The 19424-nt window shown below is 73.0% G+C and carries 15 protein-coding genes; 7 read left to right on the top strand and 8 right to left on the bottom strand.

The genetic code is table 11. The features are described 5' to 3' along the window. Positions 1–4 precede the first annotated feature (4 nt). Genes ACBJ32_RS06950 through ACBJ32_RS06960 form a run of 3 tightly spaced genes read right to left on the bottom strand, consistent with a single transcriptional unit; the run spans position 5 to position 6132 of the window. Entirely contained in the window at positions 5–1762 is a 1758-nt protein-coding gene (locus tag ACBJ32_RS06950) for an ABC transporter ATP-binding protein (RefSeq protein WP_375126008.1), read from the bottom strand. Continuing rightward, on the bottom strand, positions 1759–3552 hold the full coding sequence (locus tag ACBJ32_RS06955; protein WP_375126009.1) for an ATP-binding cassette domain-containing protein: 1794 nt from the start codon (positions 3550–3552) through the stop codon (positions 1759–1761). Before ACBJ32_RS06955 ends, ACBJ32_RS06950 begins: the two co-directional genes overlap by 4 nt. Before the next feature lie 33 nt (positions 3553–3585). Then, positions 3586–6132, bottom strand: a complete 2547-nt coding sequence (locus tag ACBJ32_RS06960) for a discoidin domain-containing protein (protein ID WP_375126010.1) — start codon at positions 6130–6132, stop codon at positions 3586–3588. Here ACBJ32_RS06960 and ACBJ32_RS06965 point away from each other — a divergent pair. Together ACBJ32_RS06965 and ACBJ32_RS06970 are read left to right on the top strand one after the other, a co-directional pair. Then, positions 6110–6889 (top strand): DUF1996 domain-containing protein, encoded by a 780-nt coding sequence (locus ACBJ32_RS06965; protein ID WP_375126011.1) that lies wholly within the window; start codon positions 6110–6112, stop codon positions 6887–6889. The two genes, ACBJ32_RS06960 and ACBJ32_RS06965, sit on opposite strands and share 23 nt — an antisense overlap. Before the next feature lie 42 nt (positions 6890–6931). Beyond that, entirely contained in the window at positions 6932–7972 is a 1041-nt protein-coding gene (locus ACBJ32_RS06970; protein ID WP_375126012.1) for a LacI family DNA-binding transcriptional regulator, read from the top strand. A gap of 177 nt (positions 7973–8149) precedes the next feature. Here ACBJ32_RS06970 and ACBJ32_RS06975 read toward each other — a convergent pair whose 3' ends face one another. Next, complete coding sequence (locus tag ACBJ32_RS06975; RefSeq protein WP_357884324.1) at positions 8150–8545, bottom strand: DUF6223 family protein; 396 nt, start codon at positions 8543–8545, stop codon at positions 8150–8152. Positions 8546–8912: 367 nt separating this feature from the next. On the opposite strand from ACBJ32_RS06975, the gene ACBJ32_RS06980 reads away from it, so the two are divergent. The 5 genes from ACBJ32_RS06980 (at position 8913) to ACBJ32_RS07000 (ending at position 12509) form a co-directional block, all read left to right on the top strand. Then, a complete protein-coding gene (locus ACBJ32_RS06980) occupies positions 8913–10040 on the top strand; it encodes a sensor histidine kinase (protein WP_375126013.1) in 1128 nt (375 codons plus the stop codon). Further along, a complete protein-coding gene (locus ACBJ32_RS06985) occupies positions 10037–10699 on the top strand; it encodes a response regulator transcription factor (protein WP_357884320.1) in 663 nt (220 codons plus the stop codon). The genes ACBJ32_RS06980 and ACBJ32_RS06985 overlap by 4 nt, the downstream gene beginning before the upstream one ends. A 39-nt stretch (positions 10700–10738) precedes the next feature. After that, entirely contained in the window at positions 10739–11548 is an 810-nt protein-coding gene (locus tag ACBJ32_RS06990) for an ArsR family transcriptional regulator (RefSeq protein ID WP_375126014.1), read from the top strand. Further along, positions 11545–11937: a VOC family protein gene (locus ACBJ32_RS06995; RefSeq protein ID WP_375126015.1), complete on the top strand. Its 393-nt coding sequence runs from the start codon at positions 11545–11547 to the stop codon at positions 11935–11937. Before ACBJ32_RS06990 ends, ACBJ32_RS06995 begins: the two co-directional genes overlap by 4 nt. Positions 11938–12164: 227 nt before the next feature. Continuing rightward, positions 12165–12509, top strand: coding sequence for an RNA polymerase-binding protein RbpA (locus ACBJ32_RS07000; protein ID WP_043625492.1), 345 nt, complete (start codon positions 12165–12167; stop codon positions 12507–12509). Positions 12510–12995: 486 nt separating this feature from the next. Here ACBJ32_RS07000 and ACBJ32_RS07005 read toward each other — a convergent pair whose 3' ends face one another. The 4 genes from ACBJ32_RS07005 to ACBJ32_RS07020 form a co-directional block, all read right to left on the bottom strand. Beyond that, positions 12996–13505, bottom strand: a complete 510-nt coding sequence (locus ACBJ32_RS07005) for an FxsA family protein (protein WP_375126016.1) — start codon at positions 13503–13505, stop codon at positions 12996–12998. Between the two features lie 238 nt (positions 13506–13743). Beyond that, on the bottom strand, positions 13744–14493 hold the full coding sequence (locus ACBJ32_RS07010; RefSeq protein WP_375126017.1) for a polyprenol monophosphomannose synthase: 750 nt from the start codon (positions 14491–14493) through the stop codon (positions 13744–13746). Beyond that, positions 14490–16253, bottom strand: coding sequence for an apolipoprotein N-acyltransferase (gene lnt / locus ACBJ32_RS07015; protein ID WP_375126018.1), 1764 nt, complete (start codon positions 16251–16253; stop codon positions 14490–14492). The genes ACBJ32_RS07010 and lnt overlap by 4 nt, the downstream gene beginning before the upstream one ends. A gap of 893 nt (positions 16254–17146) precedes the next feature. Further along, positions 17147–19312, bottom strand: coding sequence for a HelD family protein (locus ACBJ32_RS07020; RefSeq protein WP_375126019.1), 2166 nt, complete (start codon positions 19310–19312; stop codon positions 17147–17149). Positions 19313–19424 lie beyond the last annotated feature (112 nt).

The raw sequence follows: 19424 nt of genomic DNA on the forward strand, positions 1-19424 counted from the left end.
GCCCTCACCGGTAGGCGGAGGCCTGCAGATCGTACAGGTGGGCGTAACGGCCGCCGAGGGCGACGAGCTCGGCGTGCGTGCCGCACTCGATGATCCGGCCGCCGTCCAGGACGACGATCAGGTCGGCCATCCTGATGGTGGCGAACCGGTGCGAGACCAGCAGCGTGATCCCGCCGGTGGCCTCCTGCCACTCCCGGGCCGCCTGCGCGTACCGCTGGTAGATCTCGTACTCACTGGCGGCGTCCAGCGCGGCGGTCGGCTCGTCGAGCACGGCGAGCAGCGGCGTGGCCCGCATGAACGCCCGCGACAGGGCGATCTTCTGCCACTGCCCGCCGGACAGCTCGACGCCGTCGCCGAGCGCCTTGCCGAGGCGGGTCTCGCCGCCCTCCGGCAGGCGGGCGAAGACCTGGGCGGCGCCGCCCTTCTCGGCGGCCCGCTCGATCTCGCCGATCCTGGGCAGGTCCCCCACGCCGACGGCCTCGCGGGCCAGGAACGGAAACCGGCTGAAGTCCTGGAACGCCGAGGTCACGCGTTCCCGCCAGGCCTCGGGGTCGAGCTCGCCGAGAGGTGTGCCGTCCACGGTGAGGGTGCCGGCGGCCGGCCGGTGGAACCCGCACAGCAGCTTGACCAGCGTCGTCTTCCCGCTGCCGTGGTCGCCGACGAGCGCCACCGTGGACCCGGCAGGCAGGCGCAGGTCGATGCCGCGCAGCACGGGCGGGCCGCCGTAGGAGAAGTCCACGCCGGCCAGGGTGATGCCGTCGCTCAGCCGGTCGGGCGGGCGGAGCGTGCCGCCGCCGCTCGCGGCGTGCAGGTCGCGCAGCCACAGGTAGTGGCCGGTCATCGCCAGGCCGCGGCCGGCGCGGGTGAGCGCGTGGGTGAGCAGGTCGAGCTGGCCCCTGATCTGGCCGCCGAGCGTGGCCACCAGCAGCAGCGCGCCGGGGCTGACCGTGCCGGCCAGCGCCAGCCGGGAGGTGAGCAGCAGCGCGCCGAGGAAGGCGGCCACGAAGACGAGCGAGCCGACCAGGGTGAGGCCGCCGACGGCGAGCGTGGCGCGCCCGAGGATCGCGGCGCGCTCCTCGCGCAGGCGGCGCGCGATGCCGGCGGCGTACCCGCCGGAGGTGCCCAGCCGCAGCTCCTTGGCCGAGTTCGCCTCGGTGATCAGCGTGAACAGGTGCTGCTCGGCCCGGTTGTGCTCGGTGGTCCGCGCCCTGGCCGCCTCGATCCTGCGCGAGGTGGTACGGGTGAGCAGGATCGACGGCACGGCGAACAGCGGCAGCGCGAGCAGCACCGGATGCACCCCGGCCAGCAGGACCGTGGTGATGACCAGCCAGAGCCCGCTCTGCACCACGCTCAGGCAGGCCAGCCCGAAGCTGACGGTGCGCGGGCCGAGGCCGCGGATCTGCTCGATGCGCCGCAGCGACTCGGTGTGCTCCAGGTGCGCGGTGGTCGGCAGGGTCGCGCACCATCGCGTGGTCCGCCGGCTCAGCACCGTGCCGACCTCGTTCGCCACCAGGCCGGTCTGCACCTGGATGACGCGGCTGCCCGCCAGGACGAACGCGCCCGCCGTCGCCGCGCAGATCGCCCCGCCGACGATGGCCGGCCGGTCCCCGGCGAGCACGCCGTCCACGATCCACTGCAGGCCGAGCGCGGTCAGCCCGGGCGTGATCGCGCCCAGCGGGGTCAGGACGAGCAGCAGCCAGGTGCGGCCTCGCTGGTGGCGCAGGCACTCGCCCAGCAGGGTACGGATCTCGGCGAACCTCATGTGCTCTCCTTGAACTGCCGGGCCTGCAGGTCGAACATCCGCGCGTACTCGCCACCGGCGGCGAGCAGGTCGTCGTGCGTGCCCTCCTCGGTGATCCGGCCGCCGGACAGCACGACGATCCGGTCCGCCTGGCGCACGGTGGAGAACCGGTGGGAGATCAGGACGACGGCCGCCCGGCCGCGCACCTGGCGGATGCGGGTGAAGGCGTCCAGCTCGGCCTCGATGTCGAGGTTGGCGGTCGGCTCGTCCAGGACGAGCAGCCGCGCCCCGCACGCGGCCGCCAGCGCCGCCCTGGCCAGCGCGATCTTCTGCCACTGGCCGCCGGACAGGTCGCCGCCGCCGTCGTACCTGGGCGAGAGCACCGTCTCCCAGCCCCTGGGCAGCCGCTCGATCAGCCCGGTCGCGTCCACCGCGGCGGCGGCCGCCTCGACCTGCTCCCGCGTCGCCTCCGGCGCGGCGATCCTGACGTTGTCGTAGGCGCTCAGCTCGTACCGGTTGAAGTCCTGGTAGACCGCGTACGCCGTGGGCTCGGTGACGACGGTGCCGCTGTCCGGGCGGTACTGGCCGGTGAGGAGCTTGGCCAGGGTCGTCTTGCCCGCGCCGTTCACGCCCACGACCGCGATCACCTCGCCTGGCCGGAGGTCCAGCGTGACGCCCTTCAGCACGGGCGCCTCCCCGTACCCGAAGCGCACGTCCCGCAGAGCGATCTCTCCCGTGCCGTCAGGTGCGGGCGGCGGTTCCAGGTCCGGGGCGAGCGCGCGGATCCTGGTGACCGCCTCCACGGCGGGCGCCGCGACCTCGACCATGTCCTCGTCCTGGGTCGACATGGAGATGACGAACATGGCCGAGACCGCGCCGATCGTGGCGGCGATCCGGCCGACCGACACCTCTCCGGAGGCGGCGACCGCCACGTACACCACCGACGCGGTCACCGCCCAGCCGAGGAAGACCGACAGCTCCCGCCGGAGCAGGGCCACTCGCGCCTCGGTGACCCGGCGGACGGCGCCGGCGATGTTCTCCTCCGCGTGCCGCTCCAGCCAGCCGGTCAGCCCGAAGATGCGGACCTCCTTGGCGTCCCGGCTGTCGGACAGCATCTCCGACCACACGCGCCCGCGCAGGGCGGCCGGCATGGTGCCCGACACCACGGCGAAGAACCCCCGCCACCTGCGGGCCCGGAAGCGGCCCAGCAGCAGCGCCGCCGCGGCCGTCGCCGGGCCCCACCACCACACGACGGAGGAGAGCACCAGCATCGCCGTCACCAGCCCCACCATGGTCAGCCCGGCCCTGAACCGGCCCACCGCCGCCGCGCCGATGCCCTCGTCGGTCCAGGTCAGCAGCGGCGAGCGCATGGTGGTCAGCTCGTCCTGGAGCGCGGCGTCCTCCACCCGGTCCAGGGTCGGCAGCGCGAGCACGCGGGCGGTCAGCTCCTCGCGGACCGCCGCGTCGATCCGCCGCCCCGCCCGCTCGGCGAGCGGCCGGCTCGTCGCCCGCAGCACGTTGCCGGTGACCAGCAGCGCGCCGAGCAGCGCCAGCATGGGGCCGACGCCACCCAGCCCGCCACCCAGCCCGCCACCCAGCCCGCCACCCAGCCCGCCGCCCGGCCCGCCGTCCTGCCGGGCCGGGCCCGCGGTGACGCCGTGCGCCAGGCGGCCCACCAGCTCGCCGGTCACCAGGGCCACCGCGGTGGGCTCGATCAGGAGGAACAGTTCGAGCAGCGACAGGGCCGCCAGCCACGGCCCGCCGGCCAGCAAAAGGAAGCCCAGGAAGCGTCGTCGGGAGGGTGAGCGCACGGGAACGCACCCTACCGGGCAAGATCATGCCGCCTAGCCGTAGACGCCGAACTCCCAGAGCGAGTAGCCGTAGGCGGTGCCGCGCTGGGTGAGGTTCAGGCGGACGTAGCGGGCGGAGGTGTCCAGGGCGATCTCGTCGAAGCCGCCGTCACCCGTGGTGGTGGTGTGGGCGGAGGTCCAGTCCGTGCCGTTCAGCGACGTCTGCACCTGGTACGCCCTGGCGTACGCGGCCTCCCACCCGAGCTGCACGTGCCTGATCGCGGTGGCCTGGCCGAGATCGACCTGCAGCCACTGCGGGTCGGCCCACTCGCTGGCCCAGCGGGAGGTGAAGCTGCCGTCGGTGGCGCGGCCGGGGGTGAACGGGCCGCCGTCGCCGGTCGCCTGGTGGGTGGAGGCGGTGGTCGGCCTGCCGCGCGCCACGTTCGTGCCCGCGACGACCGGCGGCACCACGCGGAACGAGCGCTGCTCGATGCCGACGTTGCCGTGGCCGTCGTAGGCGTAGACGTACACCTTCCACACGCCCAGCCGCTGCGGCGCCGTCACCGAGAACGTGCCCGGCCCCGTCCGGGTGAAGGTGGCGTGGGACAGGCCGCGGTTGCCGGTGACGTGCTTGTCGCTGTACATCAGGTTGTAGCGGACCAGGTCCCCGTCCCGGTCGGCGGCGGCCACCGCGACGCCGAACGCCGAGCCCGCCGGTACGGCGGTGCGCGAGTCCACCGTCATGGAGGTGATCTCCGGGGGCGTGTTCGGGGAGTCCTGCCCGGTGTAGGCCTTCCTCAGCGCGTGGTAGCCGTGCCGCCGCCAGCCTCCCGGCGTGGTGTTGAGCCAGACGCCGCCGAAGTCGTTCTCCAGCCCGTAGTGGAACTCGGTGGCGCCGAGCGCCACGCCCGCGTGGCCGCGCACGGCGTTCCAGCTCGCGGTGTACATGTCCCTCTTGGCCAGGTCGCCCGGCTCGTCGGGGACGCCGTTGACGTCGTCCGGCACCTCCCACTCGCCGTCCGGGCCCGCCTCGGTGACGATGTACGGCCTGGTGTGGCCGCCCCTGATCCAGTCGTCCCTGACGGTGTCGATGGCGCCGTAGGAGTTGACGGCCAGCAGGTCGAGCGCCGGAGAGTGGGCCTGGTAGTAGGTCCAGGCGTGGGTGTAGGCGTCGGTGGAGGTGACCGGGTGGTTCGGGTCGGCGGCGTGGACGGCCCGCGCCACCTCCTCGACGAACCTCGCGTACGCCACCCGCCGCTGCTCCACCACGCCGGCGGGCAGCCCGTGGTCCTGCATGGTGAGGATGACCTCGTTGCCGATGTCCCACAGGAGCACGCCCTGCCGGTTCTTGAGCGCGTTGACGCGGGCCACGATCTCGTTCTTCACGCCGGCCTTGTACGCGGTGTCGTTCACGTAGTCCGCGCCCTGGTTGAGCCAGTGGCCCACGATGACCTTGATGCCGTGCCTGGCGGCGGTGTCGAGCAGGGCCGGCGTGTGCGTGTCGTCCACGCCCCAGATGCGGATGGTGTTGACGCCCATGGCCGCCAGGTCGCGCATGTAGCCGTCGGCCGCGTTCTGCGGCGGCCCGTACGTCACGCCCCTGACCTCGTACGGCGCGCCGTTGACCGCCAGCCGCCAGTCACCCTGCGTGCCGGCCACGCGCACGACGCTCGGCCCGGCGGGGACGGACGGGTCGGTCATGGCGGCGGGGACGGTGCCGGCCTGCCGGGAGACCTTCACCCAGTCCACGCTGAGCACGCCGCCCGACGTGGTGCCGGGGACGGGGGTGGCGAATCCGGCGACGGCGTCGGACAGCGAGCCGCCGATGGCCAGGTCGAGCCGGAGGTAGAAGCCGTGGTGCACGGCGGCCTTCCAGGCGGCCACGCCGACCTGGCTCTGGCGCACCACCCAGGTCTGCCTGCCGTCGAGGTAGAAGCGGATCTCCTCGTCGGTCCTGGTGCGGTCGATGATCTGCGTGTACTCGTGGTACCCGCTCTGGCAGCCGGCGCAGGTGGCCAGGCCGCTGCCGCGGCCGTCGTACTCGTTGCACACGCCGCCGGGGGCGGTGCCGCAGTGCAGGGTGGCGGAGTACTGGTCGCGGCCGTTGACGGCGGTCATGATGTCGGTCTCGCCGACGCCCGGCCAGTTGGTGTGGTCGCCGCGGTAGGCGGCGCCGGTGGCACGGAAGCCGGGCCAGTAGCCGAGGGGGCCCGGGACGTCGGGCTGCTTGAGCCGGGCGCTGAACCTGAGCAGCTCCCCGGGGCGGGGCTCGAAGTCGGTGCGCCGGGTCTCGATGCGGGCGGAGGTCCAGTTGCCCGCGCCGTCCTTGATCGCCTTGATGGCGAGGTGGCCCGCGCCGTCCAGGGAGAGGTTGGCGGTGGCGGCGGTCATGGTCTCGACCTCGCCGGTGCCCCAGCTGGCGGGGCCGCCCAGGTAGGAGGTGCCGGTGCGCGGGACCCAGTTCGCGGAGGACGGGGAGGTGCCGGCAGGGCCGGTGAAGTCGTCGGACCACACCTCGGTCCAGGAGTCGCCGGCGTGTCCGTACACCTGGAACTCCCACAGGGAGTAGCCGTAGCCGGTGGCGCGGGCGGTGGACCCCATCGTCTACCCCGGCCTGCCCGGCGCCTCACACCTGCACACCTTCATCGGCAACCGCACCACGAACGCGCACAGCACGACCGCCTCGCTGCTCGCCGGCGGCACCTCGTGCACGAACCCGCACGACAGGTCCGCCTACTGGTTCCCGAGCTTCCACAAGGGTGACCGGCTCGTCGAGCCGACCGGCGACCAGGTCGTCTACTACAAGTCCGGCATCCTGGAGTACTGGCGGGTGCAGCCGTTCCCGCAGGGCCTGCGCTTCGTCGCCGGCAGCCCGGGCGCGACCCTGGAGCAGTTCCGCGACTCCCCCGGCGCCGTCGAGGGCTTCGAGTGCGGCGACCTGTCCCGGAGCTGGGACATCCCGGCCTCGTGCGCGGCTGGCACCCAGGTGAACGTCCGCTACCAGGCGCCGAGCTGCTGGGACGGCGTCCGCCTCGACAGCGCCGACCACAGGAGCCACATGTCCTACCCCACCGGCGGCTACTGCCCCGCCAGCCACCCGGTGGCGGTGCCGATGCTCGAGTTCAAGATCGCCTTCCCCGCGGACGGCGACCTGTCGCAGGCGCGACTGTCCAGCGGCCGGGGCTACTCCTGGCACTACGACTTCTTCAACGCCTGGGACGATCCCGCGATCCTGGACGCGCTGGTGACCCACTGCATCAACGGCGGCCTCCAGTGCGACCCCCGCGGCTACGACCAGTACAAACCGCATCGCGGTGCCGCGCTCACCCCCGACTTCGAGCTCCCCTCCGGATCCTGAGGGACGGAGAGCGCTCTCCGAGCGGTGTGCCATAAAGGCGCCATGAGGCAAGATCCCCCGCCGCCGTCCCCCACGCTGGAGGACGTCGCCAGGGCGGCGGGGGTCTCCCGGGCCACCGTCTCCCGGGTGATCAACGGCATCCGCAACGTCGACTCCGCGATCCAGGAGGCGGTCAGGCAGGCCATCGCCGCCACCGAATACGTGCCCAACCGGGCGGCCCGCTCTCTCGTCACCCGCCGTACGGGCAGCGTCGCCCTGGTCGTCTCCGGTGCGGGCGGCCAGAGCGACTCCTTTCCCGTCCAGGTGTTCACCGACCCGTTCTTCGGCCGGGTCGCCGGCGGCATCGTCGGCTTCCTGCGGCCACGGGGCATCCATCCGGTCCTGATGTTCGCCGAGACCGCCGAGGCCCGCGCGCAGGTGCTCGCCTCCCTGCGGCAGGGCGACGCCGACGGGGCCGTCCTCGTCTCCACCCACGCCGAGGACCCGCTGCCGCGCCTGCTGGCCGAGGCGAGGCTGACCGCCGTGCTCTTCGCCAGGCCCGCCGAGCCCGTGCCGATCAGCTACGTCGACGTCGACCACCGGGGCGGGGCGAAACTCGCCGCCGACCACCTGGTCGCCCGCGGCAGGAAGCGGATCGTGACGGTCTCGGGGCCGCTGGACGTGCCGGCGAGCCAGGCCCGCCTGGCCGGCTTCCGCGACGCGATGGCCGCCCACGGCCACCCGTTCGTGCCCTGCGCCGAAGGCGGCTTCACCTACCACAGCGGCGAGCAGGCCATGGAACGCCTGCTGGCCGACCACCCCGGCCTCGACGGCGTCTTCGTGGCCAACGACCTGATGGCGCAGGGGGCCCTGCTGGTGCTGCGGCAACACGGCCGCGCGGTGCCGGACGACGTGGCGGTGGTCGGCTTCGACGACAGCAGCGCGGCTACCGCGTGCCGGCCCGCGCTGACGACCGTACGCCATCCGGTGGAGGACATGGCGGCGGAGCTGGCCCGGCTGCTGCTGGAGCACATCGGGCAGCCGGAGCACCGCCCCACCTCGATCATCTTCGAGCCGTCCCTGGTGATCCGCGACTCCTCATGACGGCTCGGCCGCGGGCGCCGAACGCCGAACCGCCACACTCCTCCACCCGAACGCCGAACCGCCGCGCGCTCTCCACCCGAGCGCCGGATCACCGCGCTCCCCTTACCCGGACGCCGCCGACCTTGCGTTCTCCTCCCGAGGGTGCCCGGCCGGAGGCGTGATCAGGGGCGGGTGCGATCAGGGGCGGGGCGATGGTGCGGTGACGCGGCGGCGCAGCCGGGCCAGGGCCAGCCCGCCGACGGCCACGGCGCCCAGCCCCACCACCAGGGCGAGGTAGCCGCCGACGATGCCGTACCCGGTGCCGGGACCACCTTCGGCGGCGGCCACGACCCACCCGCCGATGACCGCACCGACCGCGCCCGTCACCAGGGCCGTGACGGCCCCCTTGCGCGCGGCGCCACCGCCCGCACGACCCGCGCCGGAACGGACCAGGGCGAACCCACCGGCGACCACGCCGACGAGCCCCACCAGCGCGGCCACCACGGACCACAGGCGCCCGGTGGTCAGGCTGTAGGCGCTGACGGGATCCGGCTGGGCCAGGACATGCGCGGCGAGCAGATGTCGAACTGACATGGGGTGTTCCTCCTCCGACTGGACGTGACCCCGATCATGTCCGCTGGACCGGCCGCCGGTCGTCCGGCCCAGGAAGGCATTCCGCGCTGCCATGGGAGCAGCAGTGGCCTACCACGAACGCGGCAGAACCGGCCCCGGTACCCCGGCCGCGGTAGCGAGCCGCTCGTCATCACACAGGAACAACACCCTCACCACGGCCGCGAAGGCGAGCCGGCCACCTTCGTGCAGGAGCGACACCGATACCGCGGTCGCGAAGGCGAGCCGGCCACCTTCGTGCAGGAGCGACACCGATACCGCGGTCGCGGTAGCGGGCCGATCGTCCCCTCGCAGGATTCGTCCCGCGCGGGTATCCCGCTAGGGTGCGCGCATGAGTGCAGGACGGTCCGGGGTGCGGGCCGATGTCTTCGACTGGGCGATCGCCGCCTGCGTGGCGGCGGCGCTGCTGGTCACCGGGCTGTCCGGGCCGCCTTCCACGACGGGCCTCGGCCTGCTCGGGTACGCGTTGCTGGCCGGCGGCGGCCTGGCGCTCGCCGTGCGGCGGCGGGCTCCGGTGGTCGTCCTGGCCGTCACCGGGCTGTGCGCGGTGGGTTACCAGGCGGCCGGTTTCGACGTGCCCGCGGTGGCGTACCTGTTCGCGGTGTACGCCGCCGTACGGGCGGGACACCGCGCGGCCACGGTGGCGGCGAGCGTGATCGTGCTGGCCGCTCTCCCCCTGGCGGCCATGGCCGCCGGCCTGCACGACACGGGAGAGGCCTTCGCGCAGGCCAGGGGTGCCCTGGAGCTGGCCTGGCTGGTGGCGGCCGGCGCCGCGGGAGAGGCGCTGCGGCAGGCGGAGCGGCGGGCGGAGGAGGCCGAGCGCACGAAGGAGGAGACGGCCCGGCGCCGCGCGGACGAGGAGCGGCTGCGCATCGCGCGGGAGCTGCACGACTCGCTCACCCACCAGATCTCGATCATCAAGGTGCAGGCCGAGGTCGCCGTGCACGTGGCCCGCAGGCGCGGCGAACAGGTTCCGGAGGCCCTGCTGGCGATCCAGGAGGCGGGACGGGAGGCGACCCGGGAGCTGCGCGCCACCCTGGAGGCCCTGCGCGAGGACGACACGAGCCCGCCACGCGGGCTGGACCACGTCGCGGAGCTGGTGGAACGCGCCCGCACGACCGGCCTGGACGCGACGCTGACGTTCGAAGGGCAACGGCAGCCGGTGCCGTCCGCGGTGAGCCGCACCGTCTACCGGATCGTCCAGGAGTCGCTCACCAACGTCGCCCGGCATGCCGCCGCCGCGACCGTGTCGGTGCGGATCGACTGCCGCCCGGACGTGCTGGCGATCCGCATCGACGACGACGGCCAGGCCACCCCGGACACCGTCCCTGCGCCGGGCGTCGGGCTGACCGGGATGCGCGAGCGCGTCACCGCGCTCGGCGGCCGGCTGCGCGCGGAGCCGCGGGGCGAGGGCGGCTTCACCGTCCAGGCCGAGCTGCCGATGAACCAGGCGTCATGATCCGTGTCCTGCTGGTGGACGACCAGCCGCTCCTGCGCAGCGGGTTCCGCGCGCTGCTCGACCTCGAGGACGACATCGAGGTGGTGGCCGAGGCCGGCGACGGGCTGGAGGGCCTGGCCCTGGCCAGGCTGCACCTGCCCGACATCGCGCTCATCGACATCCAGATGCCGGTGGTCGACGGCATCGAGGCGACCCGGCGTATCGCCGCGGACCCGGCCCTGGCCGGGGTGCACGTCGTCATCCTGACCAACTACGGCTTCGACGAGTACGTCTTCGACGCGCTGCGCGCCGGCGCGGCGGGGTTCCTCGTCAAGGACATCGTGCCCGAGGATTTCCTGCACGCGGTGCGCGTCGCCGCCCGCGGGGACGCGCTGCTCGCCCCGTCGATCACCCGCAGGCTCATCGACAGGTACGTCACCCAGCCGCGCCGGACCGCCACCGGGCCGGGCCTGGAGGAGCTGACCAACCGTGAGAGAGAGGCCGTGGTCCTCGTGGCGCGCGGCCTGTCCAACGACGAGATCGCCGACCACATGGTGATCAGCCCGCTGACCGCGAAGACCCACGTCAACCGGGCCATGGCCAAGCTCCACGCCCGGGACCGCGCTCAGCTCGTCATCCTGGCCTACGAGTCCGGCCTCGTATCCCCCGGCGGCTCCTGACCCTGATACATCAAATCCGTTTGATGTATCATCGGGCTCATGGTGAGCTCACCTCCAGCCACCCCGGCCTTCCTCCAGCTGGCCGCCCACCCCCTGCGGTGGCGGCTGCTGAGCGAGCTGGCCTCGAGCGACTACCGGGTCCGGGAGCTCGTCGAGCTGGTCGGCCAGCCGCAGAACCTGGTCTCCTATCACCTGCGGCTGCTGCGCGACGGCGGGCTGGTCACCGCCCGGCGCAGCACCTACGACGCCCGCGACAGCTACTACCACCTCGACCTGGAACGCTGCGCCCACGCCCTGGCCACCACCGGCACCGCCCTCCACCCCGCGCTGCGCCTTCCCCCGGCCCCGCCCCCGCCCGCGCACGCACCGCACCCCGTCCCGGCCTCACCACCGTCCGTGCGCCGTCCCCGCGTGCTGTTCGCCTGTACGGGCAACAGCGCCCGCTCACCGATCGCCGAAGCCCTGCTGCGCCACCGCACCGGCGGCAACGTGGAGGCGATCAGCGCCGGCAGCCATCCCAGGCAGCGGCTGCACCCCGACGCCGTCGCCGTCCTGCAGGAGCACTACGGCATCGACGTGCCGGACCAGCGCCCCCGGCACCTGGACACCGTGTCCGGCTGCCGGTTCGACTACGTGATCAGCCTCTGCGACAGGGTCCGCGAGGTCATCCCCGACTTCCCCGGCAGCCCTCGCCACGTCCACTGGAGCATCCCCGACCCCGCCACGGCCGGCACCGCCGCACACTCCGGCTCCGGCGGCACCGCCGGTCTCGCCGGTACCGCCGCGGAGATCGACACCCGCGTCCACTACCTGCTGCCCGTCCTGATGCCACAGGAGGCCCAGTCATGACCGCACCCGACCAGTTCGCCAGCGTGCGTTACCTCGTCGACGACGTGGCCGCCGCCGTCGACTTCTACACCACCCACCTCGGCTTCACCCTGCGCCTGGACGCCGCGCCCGCCTTCGCCGACGTCGTACGCGGCCCGCTGCGGCTGCTGCTGTCAGGCCCGGCCAGCTCCGGCGCCCGCGCCACGCCCGACGGCACCGCCGCCGGCCGCAACCGTATCCATCTCGTCGTCGACGACCTCGACGCCGAGATCGACCGGCTCCGCGGCGCCGGGCTGTCCTTCCTCGGCGACGCGATCTCCGGCCCCGGTGGCCGTCAGATCCTGCTCACCGACCCGGCCGGCAATCTCGTCGAGCTGTTCCAACCCGCCCGAACCCCCGCCACGACCTGACAACGCATACGACAATTTGCCCGAAATCTGGGTCCAGGGATGCGCGCCGACGCCAGAACCAGCGCATCACCGCAGGCTGAGCGCCTGAACGCCGATCTTGTGAATACCCGAGGCCTCAAGCGCGATTGGATCACCCCGAGGGTGGGAATCCCATCACGGTACCAAGCGTTAGACACCGTGGGAGACAGACCCCCCACGCAAGGGGGCCCTGTAGGAGGCATTTAAACATGGGCGAGCGCGCGCTTCGTGGCACCCGGCTCGGGGCAACCAGCTACGAGAACGACCGTAACACGGATCTGGCCCCACGCCAGGAGGTGTCTTACACCTGTCCTAAGGGCCATCGCTTCGAGGTTCCGCTTGCCGCCGAGGCTGAGATCCCCGCGACTTGGGAGTGCCGCATGTGCGGCGCGACCGCGGTGCGGGTGGACGGCGAGCAGCCGGAGTCCAAGAAGACCAAGCCCCCACGGACACACTGGGACATGCTTCTGGAGCGGCGGTCCATCGAAGATCTTGAGGAGGTGCTCAACGAGCGGCTCGCGGTATTGCGGGCACAGCGTCGTAAGAGCGCCTGACCTTCTCTCACGGTGAAACCCCCGGGCCCGGCCCGGGGGTTTTTCTTTCCGCCGGCTCTCTGACCAAGGGCTGGGCGGCCTCTGACCAGAGACCGGGTGACCGCTCCAGGCAGCCGCGCGTCAGCCCGGCGGAGCCGGCTCTCAACGTCAGGGCATCAGGGGCCGGGCGGAGCCGGCGCAACGTCAGGAGCGGGCTGCGCAGCACAGCGCAAGCACATCCCCCCGACGCGCAGGGCGAGCGCGGTCGAGTCCACGCGCCTGGCGGTCTGAGCGGCCCGTACAGTGTGCGTGTCCCTTACCGGCTCGGCGACCCCGCCCACGTGCGGCGTATTGCCACGTACGTCCCATTAGGGCCGTCAGACCGGGCCGCCCGGAGGGCCAGGGGTGTGCGCGTTCCTGGCGCTACCGGCCGCGCGGGCCCCGGCCGGGATCAGGGACGCGTGCCCCAGGGCGCCGGGCCCATCCGTCCCGTCGCGCGGGAGAGGGCTACGAGTCGCGGTCCTCGCGGATGACCTCGCCGTGCACCACCCGGCCACTGCCCTGCGACGCGTCCGCGCCGGGGAAGCCGGAGGACGGCGGGAAGAGGTTCGCGTACGGCGACGCGGCGGCCATCTTCTTGATCCGGCGCTCGAAGAACCACGAGCCCAGCCGGCGCATCATCGGCCGGGTGAACGGGATCAGGCACAGGAACCCGAAGACGTCGGTGAAGAAACCCGGCGTCAGCAGCAGCGTGCCACCCACCAGGATGATGCCGCCGTCGGCCAGCTCCTTGTCGGGCATGCGGCCCGATTCCAGCGCCGTCTGCAGCGCCCGCCAGGCCCGGCGGCCCTCGCGGCGTACCAGCCAGGCGCCCAGGAGGCTGTCGGCGATGAGCAGGGCGACGGTCGCGGGCGCGCCGATCACCGACCCGACCTGGATCAGCAGCCAGATCTCCAGGACGGGCACGACCAGGAAGGCCAGGAAGAGCAGGAACCGCATCGTTTCCTCGATTCGCACGCGCGTTACAGCAGGGACAACGCTGGGAGGCCGCCGGGCGTTCCAGCGCCGGCGGCAAATCAGGGATCCCCCGGATGGGACCCTGGCCGCACGGCCGCGGCGGCCACTCCAGACCCAGCAGAACCCCTGGACCGCGAGCGGAGACGACCGCTCCAGATCCAACAGAAGCCCTGGGCCGCGGGCGGAGACGGCCGCTCCAGTCCCGACAGGACCCCTGACGGAGGGCCGGATGGCCGCTCTAGTCGCGGCCCGGGCCCTTGAGCCGCTTGGGCAGCCCGGCGACGCCCCACATGCCGATCCGCCACAGCGCCTCGGACATGACCTTGCCGCTCATCTTGCTCTTGCCGACCGTACGCTCCACGAACGTGATCGGCACCTCCACCACCCGCAGCCCGTGCCGGGACGTGCGCAGCGTCAGGTCGACCTGGAAGCAGTAACCCTGCGACTCCACCCCGGACAGGCCGACCTTCTCCAGCGTGGCCGCCCGGTAGGCGCGGAAGCCGGCGGTCGCGTCGCGTACGGGGAGGCCGAGCATCACCCGGGTGTAGATGTTGGCGCCCTTCGACAGCAGCTCGCGCCGCTGGGGCCAGTTGACGACCTTGCCGCCCGGCACGTACCGCGAGCCGATCGCCAGGTCGGCGCCGTCGGCCAGCGCCGCCAGCAGCTTCGGCAGTTCCTCGGGCTGGTGGGAGCCGTCGGCGTCCATCTCGACCAGGACGTCGTACCCCTCCTCCAGGCCCCAGCGGAACCCGGCGATGTACGCGGCGCCGAGCCCCTGCTTGCCGGGCCGGTGCAGGACGTGCACATGGTCGTCCTCGGCGGCGAGCCCGTCGGCGACCTTCCCGGTGCCGTCGGGGCTGTTGTCGTCGGCCACCAGCACGTGGGCGTCGGGGACGGCGGCCCGCACGCGATCGACGATCGCCGGCAGGTTGTCGCGCTCGTTGTAGGTGGGCACGACGACGAGCACCCTGCCGAGAGTCTCCATCATCCGTCGTTCCTCATCCGATCGCCCATCCGATCGCCTCGCCGCCTGCCACGCCACGCGGCGGCTGCGGCCGCCGCGGCTCCCATCACCATCAATGCCCACTCGGGAAGCGCGCCCACCCTGGTGGCAAGCGTTTGCTCCGTGCGTACGGGCACTTGGACCACGTTCATGTCAGCGACACGCTCGCGGGTCTGCCAGGAGACCTTACCGTCAGGTGTGACATATGCCGAGATCCCGGTGGTCGCGGCGGTCACGACGGCACGGTTGTGCTCGACGGCGCGTAGCTGGGACATGGCGAGCTGCTGGGGCGGCAGGTTGGACAGGGCGTAGGAGGCGTTGTTGGTCTGCACGACGAGCGGCGTGCCCCCGGCCCGTACGGTCTCGCGCACCGTGTCGTCGTAGGCGACCTCGTAGCAGTTGACCGCGCCGACGGTGACCGGGCCGAGCTTGAGGTCGCCCGGCTTGTCGCCGGGGACCGACTGCCTGCCGACGAGACCGGCCCGCTCCCACAGCGCCAGCACGATGTCCTTGAACGGGGTGTACTCCCCGAACGGCACCAGCCGCTGCTTGTCGTAGTAGTCGCCGGGCCCGGTCACCGGGTCCCACACGAGGCTGCGGGTGGCGCGGTGCTCGGTGCCGATCGCCACGACGGCCCCGACGAGCGTGGGCACGCCGACGTCCCGGACCGAGTCGTGGATGGTCCGGCGGGCGTACTCGTCGCGGTAGGGGTCGATGTCGGTGGAGTTCTCCGGCAGGACGACCAGGTCGGGCTTGGGGAGCTTGCCCTCGCGTACGGCCTGGGCCAGGCGTTTGGTCTCGTTGGCGTGGTTGCGCAGCACGACGGCGGGCTCGTCGCCGAGCGCGTACATGCCCTGGCCGGGGACGTTGCCCTGCACGATGCCGATGTTGACGGTGCGGCCCTCGTCGCCGGGCCTGGGCACGGCGAGGCCCAGCAACGGCACGGCCAGCGCCAGCGCGAGAGGCGCCGCCCTGCGCACGAGCGCGGCGCGCCCGCCGGGCGCCGTACGCCTGCCGAGGACCGCCTGGGCCAGCAGCGCGCCGGACAGCGCGACGGCGAACGACACCAGCGGGACGCCGCCGAGCGCCGCGTACGGGGTGAACAGCGACTCACCCTGGCTGAAGGCGGCCCGCGCCCACGGGAACCCGCCGATCGGCACGAGGCTGCGGGCCCATTCCATGAGCACCCACAACCCGCCGAACCACAACGGCCATGCGGGCAGCCTGAACACCAGCGCGGCCATCGCGGCCATCGCCGCGTAGAACAGGCTTTCCGTGCCGACCAGCATGAACCAGACGTCGTCGCCGATGCTGCGTACCCAGGCGAGCGCCGGCAGCAGGAACACCAGGGCGGCCAGGTAGCCGATCCAGGCGGCCCGTCTGGGCCGGGAGCCGTGGAGCGAGCCGGCGATGAGCCCGATGCCGAGCGGGGCGCACAGCCACCAGCCGAGCGGCGGGAACGCGGCGAACAGCGCCAGCCCACCGGCGACGGCCGCCACGACCCTGCCCAGCAGCGTCCACCGCGACTCCGGCTTCGCCACCGCCCCGGCCACCCGCCCCTTGACCTTCCCGCCCTGCCCGGCCCCTCCCTCGGCCGTCCGCGCGGCCTCGGCTACGCCCTCCGAGCCACGCCTGGCCTGCAGGTCACCCTCCGCCTCGGGCTGCTCGTCAGCACGCCCGGCCACCGGCACGGACCCCTCACCGATGCGCCCGGCCTCGGACGCAGGCTCGGGCTCGGGCTCCACCGCAGGTTGATCGGCCGTTGCGGGTGCGACGCTGGACGGGGACGCATCCGCCGCCTCCACGCCTGTCGCCCCCTCCGGAGCGCCTTCGCCAACAGGCGTCTGACCGGTCAGCGGGGTGGCGACCACCGTGGTGCCGGCCTCCGGCACGCTGACAGCGGACGACGTCCCGGCTTCCGGTGCGCTGGCGACAGACGACGTGCCAGTTTCCGGCGCGCTGGCAGCAGACAACGTCCCGGTTTCCGACGCCCCGGCGGAAGACGACGTCCCGGTTTCCGGCGTGCCGTCGCCAGGCGACGCCGGCACACCCGCACGGCCGGGTTCGTGTCCGGCCGCGGGCGGTAGGCCCGTTCTGTCCTGAACCACTCCGGGGTCTCCTCGCCACCTCACAAACGGCTTGCTTGCGAAAACGCTACCGCTCCCAGGCCGCGCTCAGACCGGCGAGGCGCGCGGAAGATCGGAACATCGCCGGGAAAAAGGAGGGGCGGCAGGGTGATCCCGCGGCTGAACGGGACCACCCCGGCGCGATGGCGGTCCGATGGCACGAGAGCGGGAAGAGGGCCCGGAAACCCTTCGGACCGGACCCGTCTCGTCGGCGGCGAGCTCGGAATTCCGTTGTCTACTGGGCTCCCGGACCCGTCCCGGGTCCAACCCCCCGCCCGGTTGGGGTGCCCCGACTCGACGGACCGACGGCCCTGCACCTGGCTGTGTGGACGGAGTCACGCTCCGTCACGGACGCAGGATCCGACGATGTCAGAGACGGCCAACCGGCCAAGTCCCGTGCTGGACTGCGCAGCAAACTACCGACTCCACCTCAGATGTCAACCGTGTCCCGATCAGCAGAAACATCAAGTTTCCGCAGGTGGGACATGTTCGGCCGGTGGTCGCATAGCCGGTCAAAGCCCATTTGCGGGTGCCGGAGAGCGGCTTGGCAAGTCCCGCAGCGCCTGCGACAGCGGCCGCTCGTGGACGACCCCGAGCCGCTGTGTCGCACGCGTGAGAGCAACATACAGGTCGCTGGGCCCTCGTGGCGACTGGGCGGCGATGAGGTCGGGCTCGGCGACGATGACGGAGTCGAACTCGAGCCCCTTGGCGTCCGTCACCCCCATCACGGCGACGGGCGCGTCCAGGGCCTCCGCCCCGCGGGCACGGCCGGCGCCCGGCGTGACGACGACGGTGCCCGGCACGTAGGCGGCGATGTCCGTACCGAGCCCGGACAGCAGCGAGTCGGGCACCACCACGGCGACCTTGCCGCCCTCGCCCGCCTCCTCCTTGGCCAGCTCCGGCAGGGCCGACAGCGGCGCCGCCCACGGGCGCGCGCCGGCCTCGCGCACGGAGGTGGGCGCCTCCAGGGCCGGGTCGATGGTGGCCAGGACGCGGGCGGCCACCTCCATCAGCTCGACGGGGGTGCGGTAGTTGACGGTCAGCCGCTCCTGGCGCCAGCGCCCGGCCACGTACGGGTCGAGCACCTCCTCCCACGAGCGGGCCCCGGCCGCCGAACCGGTCTGGGCGATGTCGCCGACGATGGTCATCGACCGGGTCGGGCACCGCCGCATGACGGCCCGCCAGGCCATCGGCGACAGCTCCTGCGCCTCGTCCACGATCACGTGCCCGTAGGCCCAGGTACGGTCGGCGGCGGCGCGTTCCGCGGTGGTGAGGTAGGGGCCCTCGCCGCGCTGGCGCTCGGCCAGCCGCTCGGCCTCCATGACGTCCGACAGCCCGGTCAGCTCCAGCACCTCGCGGGCGTAGGCCAGCTCGGCCTCGCGCTGGCTCTCCTCGGCCTGCCGGGCGGCGGCCAGCTCCTCCTCCGCCTGCAGCGCGCTGGCGCGCAGCACCTGCTCGTCGATGTCGCCGAGCAGCTCGGCGGCCTCGTCGAGCAGCGGCACGTCGGACTCGGTCCACTCGCCGCCGGAGCGGCGCAGCAGCGCCTGTTCCTGCGGGGTCAGGGCGGAGGCGGCGTAGCCGAGGCGCTCGGGGGAGCCGTACAGGCCGAGCAGCAGCCGCTGCGGCGTCAGGTACGGCCACAGCCGGTTCAGCGCGGACTTGACCACCGGCTCGGTACGCAGCTCCTCCCGCAGGTCGGCCAGGTCCTCCTCGTCGATGAGCCCCTTGCCGATCTTGCGTGCCTGCTGCCTGGCCAGGGCGGTGAGCAGCGACCGGACGAACACGGCGCGGGCCTGGTTGTGCGGGCGGCGGGAGCGGGTGGCCTTGTTCCTGGCGGCCTCCAGCATGTTGCGGTCGATGGTGAGCGTGATGCGGCCGATGGTCAGCTCGATGGGCTGGCGCGGCACCCGCTGCCGGTCGCGTACGGCCTTGGCGATCACCTCGGCCATCCGCAGGTCGCCCTTGAGTGCGGCCACCTCGGGCCGCTCCCGCGCGGCGGCGTTCACGCCGGGGTAGAGCTCGCCGACCGTGGACAGCAGCACGTCGGTCTCGCCGAGCGAGGGCAGCACCTGCTCGATGTAGCGCAGGAACGTGAGGTTGGGCCCGAGGATGAGCACGCCGCGGCGCTCCAGCCGCTCGCGGTGGGTGTAGAGCAGGTACGCGGCCCGGTGCAGGGCCACGACGGTCTTGCCGGTGCCGGGGCCGCCCTGCACCACGAGCACGCCGTTGAGGTCGCTGCGGATGACGCGGTCCTGCTCGGACTGGATGGTGGCGACGATGTCGCGCATGCGCCCCGTGCGCCGCTCGTCGAGCGCGGCCAGCAGCGCGGCCTCGCCGTTGAGCGTGGCGCGGTCGTCGTCGGTGAGCGAGTCGAGGTCGAGCAGGTCGTCGTCCACGCCGATCACGGCGCGGCCCTTGGTCTGCAGGTGGCGGCGCCTGGTGACCCCCATGGGGGCGGCCGGGGTCGCGCGGTAGAACGGCTGTGCCACCGGCGCGCGCCAGTCGATGAGCAGGCGTTGCTGCTCGTCGTCGGTCAGGCCGAGCTTGCCGATGTACAGCCGGCCTTCGTCGAGGTGATCCAGCCGTCCGAAAACCAGGCCGCGTTCGACCGCCCAGAGCCGCGCGAGGCGGGTGGCGTACATCTCGGCGAACGTGTCACGCTCGGACCTGTTCTGCATCGTGCCGACGGCGCCCGCGGCCAGTACCTCCTTGAGCTGCCGCTGGGTGCGCTCGCGCAGCGTGTCGAGGCGGTCGTACAGGCGCGTGACGTACGCCTGCTCCTTCGCGAGC

Source organism: Nonomuraea sp. GTA35 (assembly GCF_041950525.1).
Classification (GTDB): Bacteria; Actinomycetota; Actinomycetes; order Streptosporangiales; family Streptosporangiaceae; genus Nonomuraea.

Coding starts and splice junctions, on each gene's coding strand:
- ACBJ32_RS06950 (WP_375126008.1), bottom strand. CDS start 1,762: ATGAGGTTCGCCGAGATCCGTACCCTGCTGGGCGAGTGCCTGCGCCAC.
- ACBJ32_RS06960 (WP_375126010.1), bottom strand. CDS start 6,132: ATGGGGTCCACCGCCCGCGCCACCGGCTACGGCTACTCCCTGTGGGAG.
- ACBJ32_RS06970 (WP_375126012.1), top strand. CDS start 6,932: ATGAGGCAAGATCCCCCGCCGCCGTCCCCCACGCTGGAGGACGTCGCC.
- ACBJ32_RS06975 (WP_357884324.1), bottom strand. CDS start 8,545: ATGTCAGTTCGACATCTGCTCGCCGCGCATGTCCTGGCCCAGCCGGAT.
- ACBJ32_RS06980 (WP_375126013.1), top strand. CDS start 8,913: ATGAGTGCAGGACGGTCCGGGGTGCGGGCCGATGTCTTCGACTGGGCG.
- ACBJ32_RS06985 (WP_357884320.1), top strand. CDS start 10,037: ATGATCCGTGTCCTGCTGGTGGACGACCAGCCGCTCCTGCGCAGCGGG.
- ACBJ32_RS06990 (WP_375126014.1), top strand. CDS start 10,739: ATGGTGAGCTCACCTCCAGCCACCCCGGCCTTCCTCCAGCTGGCCGCC.
- ACBJ32_RS06995 (WP_375126015.1), top strand. CDS start 11,545: ATGACCGCACCCGACCAGTTCGCCAGCGTGCGTTACCTCGTCGACGAC.
- ACBJ32_RS07000 (WP_043625492.1), top strand. CDS start 12,165: ATGGGCGAGCGCGCGCTTCGTGGCACCCGGCTCGGGGCAACCAGCTAC.
- ACBJ32_RS07010 (WP_375126017.1), bottom strand. CDS start 14,493: ATGATGGAGACTCTCGGCAGGGTGCTCGTCGTCGTGCCCACCTACAAC.
- ACBJ32_RS07020 (WP_375126019.1), bottom strand. CDS start 19,312: ATGCAGAACAGGTCCGAGCGTGACACGTTCGCCGAGATGTACGCCACC.